This window comes from Pedococcus aerophilus, assembly GCF_039532215.1.
Classification (GTDB): Bacteria; Actinomycetota; Actinomycetes; order Actinomycetales; family Dermatophilaceae; genus Pedococcus; species Pedococcus aerophilus.
Genome location: NZ_BAAARN010000001.1, coordinates 38846 through 53562 on the forward strand (window position 1 = coordinate 38846; position 14717 = coordinate 53562).

14 protein-coding genes are annotated in these 14717 nt (G+C 71.7%); 12 read left to right on the plus strand and 2 right to left on the minus strand.

Annotated elements, in window-relative coordinates; all coding sequences use genetic code 11:
- Window positions 1–51: 51 nt before the first annotated feature.
- Window positions 52–993 (minus strand): aldo/keto reductase, encoded by a 942-nt coding sequence (locus tag ABD286_RS00180; RefSeq protein ID WP_425565343.1) that lies wholly within the window; start codon window positions 991–993, stop codon window positions 52–54.
- Between the two features lie 157 nt (window positions 994–1150).
- On the opposite strand from ABD286_RS00180, the gene efp reads away from it, so the two are divergent.
- From efp to ABD286_RS00195, 3 genes are read left to right on the plus strand one after another with little or no spacing between them, the layout of a single operon-like run.
- Complete coding sequence (gene efp, locus ABD286_RS00185; protein ID WP_344189084.1) at window positions 1151–1711, plus strand: elongation factor P; 561 nt, start codon at window positions 1151–1153, stop codon at window positions 1709–1711.
- Window positions 1712–2125, plus strand: a complete 414-nt coding sequence (nusB, locus tag ABD286_RS00190) for a transcription antitermination factor NusB (RefSeq protein WP_344189086.1) — start codon at window positions 1712–1714, stop codon at window positions 2123–2125. It begins immediately after the preceding gene.
- 17 nt (window positions 2126–2142) lie between these two features.
- Window positions 2143–2496: a GNAT family N-acetyltransferase gene (locus ABD286_RS00195; protein WP_344189088.1), complete on the plus strand. Its 354-nt coding sequence runs from the start codon at window positions 2143–2145 to the stop codon at window positions 2494–2496.
- Between the two features lie 77 nt (window positions 2497–2573).
- On the opposite strand, the gene ABD286_RS00200 is transcribed toward ABD286_RS00195, so the two are convergent.
- A complete protein-coding gene (locus tag ABD286_RS00200; RefSeq protein WP_344189090.1) occupies window positions 2574–3479 on the minus strand; it encodes an NAD(P)-dependent oxidoreductase in 906 nt (301 codons plus the stop codon).
- Between the two features lie 165 nt (window positions 3480–3644).
- Between ABD286_RS00200 and pyrR the strand changes: the two genes are divergently transcribed.
- Genes pyrR through pyrF form a run of 9 tightly spaced genes read left to right on the plus strand, consistent with a single transcriptional unit; the run spans window position 3645 to window position 14480 of the window.
- A complete protein-coding gene (gene pyrR / locus ABD286_RS00205; protein WP_344189092.1) occupies window positions 3645–4256 on the plus strand; it encodes a bifunctional pyr operon transcriptional regulator/uracil phosphoribosyltransferase PyrR in 612 nt (203 codons plus the stop codon).
- Between the two features lie 58 nt (window positions 4257–4314).
- A complete protein-coding gene (locus tag ABD286_RS00210; protein WP_344189094.1) occupies window positions 4315–5289 on the plus strand; it encodes an aspartate carbamoyltransferase catalytic subunit in 975 nt (324 codons plus the stop codon).
- The gene (locus ABD286_RS00215) at window positions 5289–6578 is read left to right on the plus strand and encodes a dihydroorotase (protein ID WP_344189096.1); all 1290 of its coding nucleotides are present in this window, start codon (window positions 5289–5291) and stop codon (window positions 6576–6578) included. Before ABD286_RS00210 ends, ABD286_RS00215 begins: the two co-directional genes overlap by 1 nt.
- Window positions 6575–7207, plus strand: coding sequence for a PH-like domain-containing protein (locus ABD286_RS00220; protein ID WP_344189098.1), 633 nt, complete (start codon window positions 6575–6577; stop codon window positions 7205–7207). Before ABD286_RS00215 ends, ABD286_RS00220 begins: the two co-directional genes overlap by 4 nt.
- Window positions 7204–8391, plus strand: coding sequence for a glutamine-hydrolyzing carbamoyl-phosphate synthase small subunit (carA, locus tag ABD286_RS00225; RefSeq protein ID WP_344189101.1), 1188 nt, complete (start codon window positions 7204–7206; stop codon window positions 8389–8391). The genes ABD286_RS00220 and carA overlap by 4 nt, the downstream gene beginning before the upstream one ends.
- A complete protein-coding gene (carB, locus tag ABD286_RS00230) occupies window positions 8391–11714 on the plus strand; it encodes a carbamoyl-phosphate synthase large subunit (protein WP_344189104.1) in 3324 nt (1107 codons plus the stop codon). Before carA ends, carB begins: the two co-directional genes overlap by 1 nt.
- A complete protein-coding gene (locus ABD286_RS00235; protein ID WP_344189106.1) occupies window positions 11711–12616 on the plus strand; it encodes a dihydroorotate dehydrogenase electron transfer subunit in 906 nt (301 codons plus the stop codon). Before carB ends, ABD286_RS00235 begins: the two co-directional genes overlap by 4 nt.
- Entirely contained in the window at window positions 12616–13608 is a 993-nt protein-coding gene (locus ABD286_RS00240) for a dihydroorotate dehydrogenase (RefSeq protein ID WP_344189108.1), read from the plus strand. The genes ABD286_RS00235 and ABD286_RS00240 overlap by 1 nt, the downstream gene beginning before the upstream one ends.
- Entirely contained in the window at window positions 13608–14480 is an 873-nt protein-coding gene (gene pyrF, locus ABD286_RS00245) for an orotidine-5'-phosphate decarboxylase (RefSeq protein ID WP_344189110.1), read from the plus strand. Before ABD286_RS00240 ends, pyrF begins: the two co-directional genes overlap by 1 nt.
- The last annotated feature ends 237 nt before the right edge of the window (window positions 14481–14717 follow it).

Consider the following 14717-nt stretch of genomic DNA (forward strand, 5'->3'; position numbering starts at 1 on the left):
GCCGGGGCTCGTGCGTGGGGCGCGAGGGATCTGCGGTCACTGCACGTCGTCTCAGATCGCGTCGAGGGCGGCGAGGTCGGCGACGCTCGGCTGCCAGGCGACGGCGCGCGCGTTGCGCTGCACCTGCGCGGCACTGGTGACGCCGGAGATGACCGACGCGACCTGCGGCTGGACCGCCAGCCCACCGATCGCCACGTCGAGGAGCTCGACGCCACGGTCGTCCGCGAACGCCTGGAGGGCCTCCACCCGGTCCCAGTCCGCGTCGACGAGCCAGTCCGCGCGGTCGGCCTCGAGCGCGGCGCGCGACCCCTCGGGAGCCGCAGCCCCGCGCTGGTACTTGCCGGTGAGCAGGCCACGGCCGAGAGGGAAGAACGGGAGCAGGCCCAGGTCGAAGCGCTCACAGGCGGGGGTCACCTCGTCCTCGACCGAGCGGTCGAGCAGGGAGTACTCGTTCTGCACCGACACGAACGACGCGAGCCCGGCGGTCGCCGAGGTCCACGACGCGTCGGCGACCTGCCAGCCGTCGAAGTTGGAGCAGCCGACGTAGAGGACCTTGCCCTCGCGCACCAGGTCGGTGAGGACCTCGAGGGTCTCGCCGATGGGCGTCAGCGGGTCGGGGCGGTGCAGCTGGTAGAGGTCGATGTGGTCGGTCTGCAGGCGGCGCAGGCTGGCCTCGACCGCCCGTCGGACGTAGCGGCGTGACCCGCGCGCACCGAAGTCCTCGCCGTTGGCGCCCTGCATGTCCATGCCGAACTTCGTCGCCACGACGAACTCGTCGCGCTGGCCCTGCAACGCGTCACCGAGCATCTCCTCGCTCTGGCCCGGGTGCCCGCCGTAGATGTCGGCGGTGTCCAAGAGGGTGACGCCGGTCTCGCGGGCCGCGCGCAGGATGTCGGCGAGGCCCTCCTGGTCCACGCGGCGGCCGAACGCGTTGCACCCGAGGCCGACCGCGCTGACCATCAGGCCGCTGCCGCCGAGGGGCCGGTACTCCATGTCGCTCATGCCCCCACCCTAGGTCGGGGCCCCGCAGCGATTCGGGGGACACCCGTCCCGACGGCTAGACTGGTCGGCGATTCCCACCCCGAACACTTCCGGAGCACTCGCGCGCGCCTGCGCCGCTGGGTACCGGCTCATCGAAAGCGATTGACACGTGGCATCGACCAACGAGCTCAAGAACGGCCTGGTCCTGAACCTCGAGGGACAGCTGTGGTCCGTCGTGGAGTTCCAGCACGTCAAGCCCGGCAAGGGCCCGGCGTTCGTGCGCACCAAGCTCAAGAACGTCCTCTCCGGCAAGGTCGTCGACAAGACCTTCAACGCAGGCGTCAAGGTCGAGACCGCGAACGTCGACCGCCGCGACATGCAGTACCTCTACAAGGACGGTACCGACTACGTCTTCATGGACGGGTCGACCTACGACCAGATCTACATCCCCGAGGCCACCGTCGGCACCGCCGCGGACTACCTCCTCGAGAACCAGATGGCCCAGGTCGCCACGCACGACGGCACCGTCCTCTACGTCGAGCTCCCGACCTCGGTCGTGCTCGAGATCACCTACACCGAGCCTGGCCTGCAGGGTGACCGCTCCACCGGTGGCACCAAGCCGGCGACCCTCGAGACCGGTGCGCAGATCAACGTGCCGCTGTTCCTCGAGCAGGGCACCAAGGTCAAGGTCGACACCCGCGACGGCTCGTACCTCGGCCGCGTGAACTAAGTGGCTGCTCGCTCCAAGGCGCGCAAGCGCGCGATCGACATCCTCTTCGAGGCCGAGCAGCGTGGGCTGAACGCCCGCGACCTGCTGGCCGAGCGGCTCGCGAAGCCGGTCACCGAGGCCCCGCTCAACCAGTACACCGCCGACCTCGTCGAGGGCGTCGTGTCGCACTGGACCGACATCAACGAGCTGCTCTCGACGTACTCCCAGGGCTGGACGATCGAGCGCATGCCGAGCGTCGACCGCGCGATCCTGCGCCTCGGCGCCTGGGAGATCCTCTACTCCGACGACATCCCCGACGGGGTCGCGATCTCCGAGGCCGTCGAGCTGGCCACCAGCCTGTCGACCGACGACTCCCCGAAGTTCGTCAACGGCCTGCTCGGTCGGCTCGCCGAGGTCAAGCCGACCCTGGCCTGACCTGCCCTGACGCCCAAGTGAGTCCGCGTGACCCTGCCGAGGACGACGACGTGGTGGGGTTCGCCCACGTGCTCGACCTCGACGGTCACGCGCACCTCGAGCAGATCGCGGTCCTGCCGGACCGTTCGCGACGCGGGATCGGGGCCGTCCTCCTCGAGGAGGCGTGCCGGTATGCCGCCGAGCAGGGCTCCGCGCAGGTCACCCTGCGCACCTTCCGCGACGTCCCGTGGAACGCCCCGTTCTACGCGCGGCACGGGTTCGAGGTCCTGGACCCGGAGCCCGGCTGGATGCAGCCCCTGCGCGACGCAGAAGCCCGGATCGGGTTGCCGCAGAACGGCATCCGCGTCGCCATGGTCCGTCAGGTCGACTGACGCCGGTTCGTGCACGAATCGCCCCGGAACGCCCACCGCGGGGGCGATCTGTGCACGCTCCGGCGCGAACGGACCCCTCACTCAGGGCGGAAGGCCTCCCGGACCGCGGCCATGTCGCTGCGCTCGTGCCCGGTCCTGGCCGCCGCGGCGTAGACGGCGGACAGCGCGTCGAGCAGCCTGCTTTCGACCCCGACGGTGGTCGCGGCGTCCTGGATCAGGCCCACGTCCTTGAGGGCGCTGCCGACGGCGAACGACGCGTCGTACGACTGGTCGATCATCAGGCCGCCCTTGAGCTGCGCGTAGGGCGTGTCCGTCGGCCCGCCCCCGATGGCCTCGAGGAAGAGCCGCGGGTCGAGGCCGAACGCGTCGGTCAGGGCGACCGACTGGGCGACGGCTGCGTTGACCGAGGCGATCCAGGCGTTGACCGCGAGCTTGAGCCGGCTCGCGGCGCCGGGGGAGTCGCCCACCCACATCGTCCGGCTGCCGACCGCGTCGAGCACGGGCCGCACGCGGTCCTCGAGCCCGCGGTCTCCTGAGACCACGACGACGAGGGCGCCGTTCTCGGCAGGCGCCTTGGTCCCGAGCACGGGGGCGTCGAGGAACGGCACCGAGTGCCGGGCCGCCAACGCGGCCAGCTGCTCCACGCCCTCGACCCCGACCGTCGACGTCTGGAGCCAGACGGCGCCGCCCAGGTCGTCGAGCAGCGGTGCCACCACGTCGAGCACGGCCACGGTGTCGTGCAGCATCGTCACCACGACCTCGGCACCGGAGACGGCCTCGCCCGCCTCGGCGCACACCCGAACGCCATCGTGCTCGAGGGCTGCCGCACGCTCCGGGCTGCGGTTCCACGCCCTCACCTCGAGCCCTGCGCGGGCCAGGCTGCGCGCCATACCGGTTCCCATGATCCCCGTGCCGAGCACAGCCACCGTCGTCGTCATCGCCAGGTCGAACCTTCCGCGTAGGGCCGACGTCCGCGCCGGCACGTCTCCTTCCTACCGGAGGTCGGGGTGCGGCGCCCGGGTCGTGCGGCAGACCCGTCCGCGGGTCGAGCCGGTGTGCGTCCACGGGGGCCCGGCCGCTACAGTGGCCGACGATCGACATCCTTTAACGACCTGTCCTGTGAGGCAGGGAAGGAGGTCCTGACGCCCGTGCGTCCTGACTCTGCCGTACCCACTCCCGTCGACGCCTCCCCGGCTCCCGGAGCTCCCGCACCGTCCCCGTCGCGCACGGTCCTCACGGCCAGCGACATCTCCCGCGCCCTGCGCCGCGTGGCCCACGAGATCCTCGAGCACAACAAGGGCGGCTCCGACCTCGTCGTGCTCGGCATCCCCAGCCGCGGGGTGGTCCTGGCCCAGCGGCTCGCCGCCGTGATGGAGAGCGTGGAGGGCAGGCCGGTCCCGGTCGGCGCGCTCGACGTGACCATGCACCGCGACGACCTGCGGCGACAGCCCACCCGCAGCCCGCGGCACACCGACATCCCCGGTGGCGGCATCGACGACAAGGTCGTCGTCCTCGTCGACGACGTCCTCTACTCGGGCCGCACCGTCCGGGCCGCGCTCGACGCCCTGTCCGACCTCGGGCGGCCCCGCGCCGTGCGCCTCGCGGTGCTCGTCGACCGCGGGCACCGTGAGCTGCCCATCCGCGCCGACCACGTCGGCAAGAACCTGCCCACGTCGAGCAGCGAGCGGGTCTCGGTGCGGCTGTCGGACCACGACGGCGTCGAGGACCAGGTCACCATCGCCGGAGGAGACCGCCCATGAACATGACCCCACGAAGTTCTGCGCTCCTCCGTCGCTCCGACACTTCGCGAGGACCCCGATGAGCACGACCACCACCGCGCGCCGTACGCATCGCCACCTGCTGTCCTCCGCGGACCTCGACCGCGGCCAGGTCCGGGCCATCCTCGACACCGCCGCGGAGATGCACGGGGTGCAGCAGCGCGAGGTCAAGAAGCTGCCGACCCTGCGCGGCCGCACGGTCGTCAACCTGTTCTTCGAGGACTCGACCCGCACGCGCAGCTCGTTCGAGATCGCGGGCAAGTGGCTCTCGGCCGACGTCATCAACATCAGCGGCAAGGGCTCCTCGACCTCCAAGGGCGAGTCCCTGCGCGACACGGTGCTCACCGTCGCGGCGATGGGCGTCGACGCCCTCGTCATCCGCCACCACGCCAGCGGTGCCGCCCAGCAGGTCAGCCAGTGGGTCGACGCGCACGTCGTCAACGCCGGCGACGGCACGCACGAGCACCCGACGCAGGCCCTGCTCGACGCGTACACGATGGAGCGCCGCCTCGGTGACCTCGAGGGTCGTCACGTCGCCATCGTCGGCGACCTGACCCACTCCCGCGTCGTCCGCTCCAACCTCATCACCCTGCGGACGCTGGGCGCCCGGGTCACGCTGGTCGCCCCGCCGACCCTGATGCCGAGTGGCATCGGCGCGTGGGCGGCAGCCGAGGGGTTCGCCCTGTCGAACGACTTCGACGCCGTGCTGCCGACCGCCGACGCCGTGATGATGCTGCGGGTGCAGCGGGAGCGGATGAGTGGCGGGTTCTTCCCGACGCCGCGGGAGTACACCGTCGGCTACGGCCTGACCCGCCCGCGCCTCGACGTGCTGATGGCCGCCAACCCCGACGCCGTCATCTGCCACCCCGGCCCCATGAACCGTGGCCTCGAGATCTCGCCGGATGCCGCCGACGCGGCTTCGTCGCTGGTGCTCGACCAGGTGAGCGCGGGCGTCGCGGTGCGGATGAGCGTGCTCTACCACCTTCTCGCCGGTGGCGAGGGAGAGGACAGCTGATGGCCAGCCTGCTCGTCACCGGAGCCAACCTGCTCGGCCGGGGCGCGACCGACCTCCTCGTCGAGGACGGCGTCATCACCGAGGTCGGCTCGATCCGCTCGGCCAAGGGCGCCGACGTCCTCGACGCCGACGGTCTCGTGGCGCTGCCCGGACTCGTCGACCTCCACACCCACCTGCGCGAGCCCGGCCGCGAGGACGCCGAGACCATCGCGTCCGGTGCTGCCGCTGCGGCCGTCGGTGGGTTCACCGCCGTGCTCGCCATGGCCAACACCAACCCCGTCACCGACACCGCAGAGGCGGCCGAGCGCATCCTCGACCTCGGGCGGGCCACCGGTCTGGTGGACGTCGTCCCGGTGGGCGCCGTCACCAAGGGCCTCGCGGGGGAGGAGCTCGCCGAGCTCGGCCTCATGCACCGCTCCCGCGCACGGACCACGTTCTTCTCCGACGACGGCAAGTGCGTGCACAACGCGCGCGTCATGCGCCGGGCCCTGGAGTACGTCCGCGCGTTCGGCGGCGTCGTCTCCCAGCACGCCCAGGACCCGCACCTCGCCGGTCCGCAGGCCTGCGCCCACGAGGGCGAGCTGTCCGGCCGCCTCGGACTGCCGGGCTGGCCGGGCATCGCGGAGGAGTCGATCGTCGCCCGCGACGTCATGCTCGCCCGTCACATCGGCTCGCGCGTCCACGTCGCCCACGTCTCCACGGCGGGCACCGTCGAGGTCGTCCGCTGGGCCAAGGCCCAGGGCATCGACGTCACCGCCGAGGTCACGCCGCACCACCTCGTGCTCACCACCGACCTGCTCGCCGGCTACGACCCGACGTTCAAGGTCAACCCGCCGCTGCGGCCGCAGGAGGACGTCGACGCGCTGCGCGCGGCGCTCGCCGACGGCACGATCGACGCCGTGGCCACCGACCACGCGCCGCACGCCCGGCACGACAAGGAGCACGCGTTCGTCGACGCCGCCTTCGGGATGCTCGGCCTGGAGACCGCGCTGTCGGTGGTCAGCGACGTCATGGTGCGCGGCGGGCTGCTCGACTGGGCCGGGGTCGCCCGCGTCATGTCGCAGTCGCCCGCACGCATCGCCGGGCTCGCGGCGCACGGTTCGACCCTGTCGGTGGGCGACGCAGCCCACCTCACGCTGGTCGACCCCGCCGCCGAGGTCACGGTCGACCGCGGCGCCAGCCTGTCGCTGTCGCGCAACAACCCCTGGCACGGCCGGACGCTGCAGGGCGCGGTCCACGCCACCGTGTTCGGTGGTCGCGTCACCGCCCAGAAGGGAGCCCTCGCGTGACCCGCGTCCAGGCCGTGGGAGTGCTCCTCGTCGCGCTCGGCCTCATCTACGGACTCCTGTATGCCGCGTGGCTGCGCAAGCGGCGCCGGCACACGTCGGCGGCGATCGCCGCCGAGCGGGCCCGCGGCGACGGCGGGGCGGACGTGGCGGCCGATGACACCGGCAGCACCGCGAAGCCGGCGGCGCAGCTCTCCGTGGAGGGCACCTACATCAGCACCACCACCGCCCTGAGCCGCCTCGAGCGGGTCACCGTCGAGGGCCTGGGCAACCGCGCCTCGGCGACCCTGCTCATCACCCGGGGCTCACCGGAGGAGCTCGTGCGCATCGAGAGGCAGGGCGAGTCGACCGTCCTCATCACGGGCCCCCGCCTCGTCTCGGTGCGACGTGACCGCGGCATGGTCGGCAAGTTCGTCGGCAGCAACCGCATGCTCGTCCTGCAGTGGCGGGCCGAGGGCGGCGACCTCTACGAGACCGGGTTCCTGCCGCGGTACAAGGCCGACCTCGAGCGCGTCGAGTCAGCACTCTGGTGGCACACCGGCGAACAGCGCACCGAAGTCGGCGCCGAGCCTGCAGAGACCACTCCCAACGTGTCCGATTCCCCTGCGACAGAAGGAAACTCCACGTCATGACCAGTCCCGCCCACCTCGCACCGCGCGGTGCCGCCGTCCTCGTCCTCGAGGACGGGCGGGCCTTCCACGGTGACGCGTACGGCGCCACCGGCCAGACCGTCGGCGAGGCCGTGTTCTCCACCGGCATGACCGGCTACCAGGAGACGCTCACCGACCCGAGCTACCACCGCCAGGTCGTCGTCATGACCGCCCCGCACGTGGGCAACACCGGCGTCAACGACGAGGACGACGAGTCCCGGAAGATCTGGGTCGCCGGGTACGTCGTGCGCGACCCCGCGCTGCGCCCGTCGAACTGGCGCTCCCAGCGATCCCTCGAGGACGACCTGCGCGAGCAGGGTGTCGTCGGCATCAGCGGCATCGACACCCGGGCCCTGACCCGCCACCTGCGCGAGCGCGGCGCCATGCGCGTGGGCATCTTCTCCGGCGACCAGGCCGAGCAGCCCGTCGCGCAGCTTGCCTCGACGGTGCAGCAGGCGCCGCTGATGGCCGGCGCCGCCCTGGCGGCCGAGGTCACCACCTCCGAGGCCTACGTCGTGCCGGCGGTGGGGGAGAAGCGCTTCACGGTGGCGGCCCTCGACCTCGGCATCAAGGCGATGACGCCGGCGCTGCTGGCGCAGCAGGGCATCGAGGTGCACGTGCTGCCCGCGAGCTCGACCTTCGAGCAGGTCAGGGCCGTCGGCGAGGACGGCCCGGACGGGGTGTTCTTCTCCAACGGTCCCGGGGACCCGTCCACCGCCGACGCCGAGGTCGCGGTCCTGCGGCAGGTGCTCGATGCGCGGATCCCGTTCTTCGGCATCTGCTTCGGCAACCAGCTGCTCGGGCGCGCACTCGGGTTCGGCACCTACAAGCTCAAGTACGGTCACCGCGGGATCAACCAGCCGGTCATGGACCGCACCACCGGCAAGGTCGAGGTGACGGCGCACAACCACGGCTTCGCCGTCGACGCCCCGCTCGACGGCGAGGTGACCGCGCCGGCGGACGCCGAGGGGTCGGCATACGGCCGCGTGCGGGTCTCGCACGTGTGCCTCAACGACGACGTCGTCGAGGGCCTCGAGTGCCTCGACCTCCCCGCGTACTCGGTGCAGTACCACCCGGAGGCCGCCGCCGGCCCGCACGACGCGGGCTACCTGTTCGACCGGTTCGTCGAGTTGATGAGCAGCAATGAGAAGGGAACCCACGCCTGATGGGCAAGCGGGAAGACATCAAGAGCGTCCTGGTCATCGGCTCCGGGCCGATCGTCATCGGCCAGGCGTGCGAGTTCGACTACTCCGGCACGCAGGCCTGCCGCGTGCTGCGCGAGGAGGGCATCCGCGTCATCCTCGTCAACTCCAACCCGGCGACCATCATGACCGACCCGGAGTTCGCCGACGCGACCTACGTCGAGCCGATCACCCCCGAGGTCGTCGAGTCGATCATCGCCCGTGAGCGCCCCGACGCCGTGCTGGCGACCCTGGGTGGCCAGACCGCGCTCAACTGCGCGATCTCGCTGCACGAGGCCGGCGTCCTGGAGAAGTACGGCTGCCCGCTCATCGGCGCCAACGTCGAGGCGATCCAGCTCGGTGAGGACCGCGAGAAGTTCAAGGGTGTCGTCGAGCGCTGCGGTGGCGAGTCCGCCCGCTCACTCATCTGCCACACCATGGACGAGCTGCTCGCCGCGGCGGACGACCTCGGCTACCCCGTCGTCGTGCGCCCCTCCTTCACCATGGGCGGGCTCGGGTCCGGCTTCGCCTACGACGAGGCCGACCTGCGCCGCATCGGTGGCGCCGGCCTCCAGTACAGCCCGACGACCGAGGTGCTCCTCGAGGAGTCGATCCTCGGCTGGAAGGAGTACGAGCTCGAGGTCATGCGCGACCACGCCGACAACGTCGTGGTGGTCTGCTCGATCGAGAACCTCGACCCGATGGGCGTGCACACCGGTGACTCGATCACCGTGGCCCCGGCCCTGACGCTGACCGACCGCGAGTACCAGCGGCTGCGCGACCTCGGTATCGCCATCATCCGCGAGGTCGGGGTCGACACCGGCGGCTGCAACATCCAGTTCGCGGTGAACCCCGCCGACGGCCGGATCATCGTCATCGAGATGAACCCCCGCGTCTCGCGGTCCAGCGCCCTGGCGTCCAAGGCGACCGGCTTCCCGATCGCCAAGATCGCGGCGAAGATGGCCATCGGCTACACCCTCGACGAGGTGCCGAACGACATCACCCGCGAGACCCCGGCGTCCTTCGAGCCGTCGCTCGACTACGTGGTGGTGAAGGTGCCGCGGTTCGCGTTCGAGAAGTTCCCCGCCGCCGACCCGACCCTGACGACGACGATGAAGTCGGTCGGCGAGGCCATGTCGATCGGTCGCAACTTCACCGAGGCGCTCCAGAAGGCGCTGCGGTCGATGGAGCGCAAGGGCAGCAGCTTCCACTGGGACGGACCCAAGCCCAGCGTCGAGCAGGCCCGCACCTTCCTGCACACCGCGAAGACGCCGACCGACGGTCGCATCGTCACCGTGCAGCAGGCCATGCGCGGCGGGCTCTCGGTCGAGGAGGTCCACGAGGCCACCGGCATCGACCCGTGGTTCCTCGACCAGATGGAGCTCATCAACGCTGTCGCCGAGCAGGTCGCCACCGCCACCGAGCTGACGCCGTCCCTGCTGCGTCTGGCCAAGCGGCACGGCTTCTCCGACACCCAGATCGCGTCACTGCGAGCCATGCCCGAGGCCGTCGTCCGCGGGGTCCGCCACGCGCTCGGCGTGCGCCCGGTCTACAAGACGGTCGACACCTGTGCCGCCGAGTTCGCGGCCCTGACGCCGTACCACTACAGCACCTACGACGAGGAGACCGAGGTCGCGCCGCGCGAGAAGCCGGCCGTCCTCATCCTCGGCAGCGGCCCCAACCGCATCGGCCAGGGCGTCGAGTTCGACTACTCCTGCGTGCACGCCAGCTTCGCCCTGCGCGACGCCGGCTACGACACGGTGATGGTCAACTGCAACCCCGAGACCGTCTCCACCGACTACGACACCAGCTCGCGCCTCTACTTCGAGCCGCTCACCCTCGAGGACGTCCTCGAGGTCGTGCACGCCGAGCAGCAGGCCGGTCCGGTCGCCGGGGTCATCGTCCAGCTCGGCGGCCAGACACCGCTCGGCCTCGCCAAGGCGCTCAAGGAGGCCGGCGTCCCCATCGTCGGCACGAGCCCGGAGGCGATCGACCTCGCCGAGGACCGCGGTGCGTTCGGCCGAGTCCTCGCCGAGGCCAGGCTGCCCGCCCCGCGCCACGGAACGGCCTACAGCGCAGCAGAAGCCGTCGCCGTCGCGCAGGAGATCGGCTACCCCGTCCTCGTCCGCCCCTCCTACGTCCTCGGTGGGCGCGGCATGGAGATCGTGTACGACGACGAGACCCTCTCGGGGTACGTCACCCGCGCGACGATCGCCAGTCCGGAGCACCCGGTCCTCGTCGACCGGTTCCTCGACGACGCGATCGAGATCGACGTCGACGCCCTCTACGACGGCACCGACATGTACCTCGGCGGGATCATGGAGCACATCGAGGAGGCCGGCATCCACTCCGGTGACTCGGCCTGCACCCTCCCACCGGTGACGCTCGGGGTCGCCGAGCTCGAGCGGGTCCGCGAGGCGACGCTCAAGCTCGCCGAGGGGATCGGCGTCCGCGGCCTCATGAACGTGCAGTTCGCCCTCGCCCAGGACGTCCTCTACGTCCTCGAGGCCAACCCCCGCGCCTCGCGCACGGTGCCGTTCGTCGCCAAGGCGACCGGGGTGCCGGTGGCCAAGGCCGCCGCCCGCGTCATGCTCGGCGCGACGATCAAGGAGCTGCGCGCCGAGGGGATGCTGCCGCCGTTCGGCGACGGCGGCACGATGCCGAGCCACGCGCCGGTCGCCGTCAAGGAGGCGGTGCTCCCGTTCAAGCGGTTCCGCACCAAGGACGGCCAGGTCGTCGACAGCCTGCTCGGCCCGGAGATGCGCTCGACCGGTGAGGTCATGGGCATCGACGACGACTTCGGGACGGCGTTCGCCAAGGGGATGCTCGCCGCCGGGTCCGGTCTGCCCCGCGAGGGCAAGATCTTCGTGTCCGTCGCCAACCGCGACAAGCGCGCGATGATCTTCCCGGTCAAGCGCCTGGCCGACCTCGGGTTCACCATCGTGGCCACCACCGGAACCGCGGACGTGCTGCGCCGCAACGGGATCCCGTCCGAGGTCGTGCACAAGCACAGTGAGCGTGCCACCGCCGAGGGCAGCATCGTCGACCTCATCCTGGCCGGCGACATCGCCATGGTGGTCAACACGCCGAGCGGTCCCAACGCCCGGGCCGACGGCTACGCCATCCGCGCGGCGACGACCTCGATGGACCGTCCGATCGTCACCACGGTCCAGGAGCTCGCTGCCGCCGTGCAGGGCATCGAGTCGCAGATGAAGGGGGAGTTCACCGTGAAGCCGCTCCAGGAGCACGCCCGCGACCTCGACCTCTACGGTCGCACCGAGGCCGACCTGGCCGGTGGTGCCGCGTGAGCGAGGCGACCACGCCCCGTACCCGTCCCGGGAGCGGTGTCGTGCAGGTGACCGGGGAGCTCATCGCGACCCGGCGCGCCGGCGCGTACCAGCACCTCACCTTCGTGGCGCCGGGCCTGGCCGAGCTGGCCCGCCCCGGGCAGTTCGTCGCGTTGGCCGTCGGGGGACCGACGAGTGCGAACCTCCTGCGCCGCTGCTTCTCCATCCACAAGGTGAGCCCGTCTGGGACCTACGGCGGCACCGTGGACGTCGTCGTCGCGGCCCACGGCCCGGGGACGCAGTGGATCTCGCAGCTGCGCGCCCACGACGAGGTCGACATCGTCGGGCCGCTGGGCAAGGCCTTCCCGCTGCCCAAGGAGCCGGTGCCGTGCGTCCTGGTCGGCGGCGGCTACGGCAGCGCCCCGTTGTTCTGGCTCGCCGAGGCCCTGCGTGCCCGCGGCTGCCACGTCGAGGTCGTGCTGGGTGCGGCCACGGAGTCCAAGCTGTTCGGTGTCGTCGAGGCCCGTCGGTACGCCGACGGCGTCACCGTGACCACCGACGACGGGTCGATGGGCACGAAGGGCTGGGTGTCCGACGTGCTGCCCGAGGTGATCCGTCGCACCGGTGCCGCGGTCGTCTACGGCTGCGGCCCGATGGGGATGCTCAAGTCGATCACGGACGTCGCGACGGCCGAGGGTGCGGTGGCCCAGGTCGCCGTCGAGGAGTCGATGGCGTGCGGCGTCGGCGTCTGCATGACCTGCGTCATGCCGGTCGTCGACAAGCACGGCGTGACGAAGATGGTGCGATCGTGCGTCGAGGGCCCGGTGTTCCGCGGGGACCGGGTCCGCTGGGACGCCTTCTCCGACGGGCTGTGCCGGGTCCCGGACGACGCCGTGGGGGCGCCGAGGACGGGAGGCCACTGATGACGACGACCACCGCCACGACGACCACCAGCACCGCAGTGGACATGTCCGTCGACCTCGCCGGCCGTCGGCTGCCGAGCCCGATGATGACCGCCTCCGGGTGCGCCGCCAACGGCCGCGAGCTCGGGCGGTTCTTCGACGTCGCCGAGCTCGGCGCGTTCGTCACCAAGTCCGTGATGGCCGACCCGCGCTCGGGGCGGGGCACGCCGCGCATGGCCGAGACGCCGTCCGGGATGCTCAACTCCATCGGCCTCCAGGGACCCGGCATCACGTCGTTCGTCGAGAACGACCTCGCCTGGCTGAAGAAGTCCGGCGCCCGGACGCTGGTGTCGATCGCCGGCAACACCAGCGGCGAGTTCGCCGACGTCGCGGCGACGCTGCGAGCCAGCGACGCCTTCGACGCCGTCGTCGGCGTGGAGGTCAACATCTCCTGCCCCAACGTCGCCAACCGCGGTCTCGTCTTCGCCTGCGACCCACTCGCGTCGGCCAAGGTGATCGCCCTGGTCCGGGAGCAGCTACCACGTGACGTCCCGATCTTCGCCAAGCTCACCCCCGACGTCACCGACATCGTCAGCGTCGCGCAGTCCTGCGTGAAGGCCGGCGCCGACGGCCTGACGATGATCAACACCCTGCTCGGGATGGTCATCGACACCGACCTCCTGCGGCCGCAGGTCGCGGGGGTCACCGGTGGCCTCTCCGGTCCGGCGGTCCGCCCGGTAGCCGTCCGGGCGGTCTGGCAGACCCGTGCCGCCATGCTCGAGGGGCGCCTGCCGTTCGTGCCCATCATCGGCGTCGGGGGAGTGCGCACCGGTCGCGATGCCCTCGAGCTCGTCGCGGCGGGGGCGAGTGCCGTGCAGGTGGGCACCGCGACGTTCAACGACCCGTCCGCCCCGGTGCGGGTGGGCCGGGAACTGGCAGGACTGTTGCAGGACAAGGGATTCGAGCGCCTCACCGACGTGGTGGGGATCGCACACGAGAGGGTGGCGCGCTGATGCCGGAGACGACCGTGACCGAGCAGACGACCTTCGGCCAACGGCTGCGTGCCGCCACCGACCGCTTCGGGCCGCTGTGCGCCGGCATCGACCCGCACCGCGCCCTCGTCGAGTCCTGGGGGCTGACCTACGACGTCGACGGGCTCACCCGATTCACCGAGACGTGCGTCGAGGCGTTCGCCGGGCACGTGGGTGTCGTCAAGCCGCAGTCGGCGTTCTTCGAGGTCTTCGGGTCCCGCGGCATCGCCGTCCTGGAGCGCGCCATCGTGGCCCTGCGCGACGCCGGCACGCTCGTCATCCTCGACGCCAAGCGCGGCGACATCGGCTCCACGATGTCGGCCTACGCCGAGGCCTTCCTCGGCAAGGACGCGGTGGCTCCGGCGGACGCGCTGACCGCGAGCCCCTACCTCGGGTTCGAGTCGCTGCGCCCCGCGCTCGACCTCGCGGCCCAGACCGGTCGGGGGGTCTTCGTCCTCGCCCTCACCTCCAACCCCGAGGGCCGCACGGTCCAGCACGCCACCCTGCGCGACACCAGCGTCGCCGAGAGCATCGTCGCCGGAGCAGCCGCGGAGAACGCCGCCGCGCGCACCCACGGCGACCTCGGCTCCGTGGGGCTCGTGGTCGGTGCGACCGTCGGCTCGGCGGTGCAGGAGCTCGGCCTCGACCTCGCCGGCTGCAACGGACCGCTGCTCGCCCCCGGCGTCGGCGCCCAGGGTGGGACCAGCGAGGACCTGCGCAGGGTCTTCGGGGACGCGCTGCCCAACGTGCTGCCGTCCTCGAGCCGCGAGGTCCTCTCGGCCGGCCCGGACGTCGTGCAGCTGCGGGAGCAGGCCGTCCGCACCAGCGAGCACCACGCAGGCCTGCTGCGCTGACCGCGACCACGACCTCGACCACGACCTCGACCTCGACCGCGTCCTGCGGCGCCGCGCGCCCCGCCCCAGCCACCGCGATCCGGGCCTCGCGCGCCATACCGGACGAAGCGGTCCCCACGCCCAGGACCTCGGCGAGAAACGAGCTCGATCGGTTGCTAGAGTCCGAGGCGAAGAGTGGACGACGTTCGGACGACCCCTCGGACGACATCTCGAACGACACCTGTACACCTCACAAGG

Excerpts from the sequence above, each read along its gene's own strand:
- ABD286_RS00180 (WP_425565343.1), bottom strand. The coding sequence starts at position 993 with ATGGAGTACCGGCCCCTCGGCGGCAGCGGCCTGATGGTCAGCGCGGTC.
- ABD286_RS00210 (WP_344189094.1), top strand. The coding sequence starts at position 4,315 with ATGAGCACGACCACCACCGCGCGCCGTACGCATCGCCACCTGCTGTCC.
- ABD286_RS00215 (WP_344189096.1), top strand. The coding sequence starts at position 5,289 with ATGGCCAGCCTGCTCGTCACCGGAGCCAACCTGCTCGGCCGGGGCGCG.
- carA (WP_344189101.1), top strand. The coding sequence starts at position 7,204 with ATGACCAGTCCCGCCCACCTCGCACCGCGCGGTGCCGCCGTCCTCGTC.
- carB (WP_344189104.1), top strand. The coding sequence starts at position 8,391 with ATGGGCAAGCGGGAAGACATCAAGAGCGTCCTGGTCATCGGCTCCGGG.
- ABD286_RS00240 (WP_344189108.1), top strand. The coding sequence starts at position 12,616 with ATGACGACGACCACCGCCACGACGACCACCAGCACCGCAGTGGACATG.
- pyrF (WP_344189110.1), top strand. The coding sequence starts at position 13,608 with ATGCCGGAGACGACCGTGACCGAGCAGACGACCTTCGGCCAACGGCTG.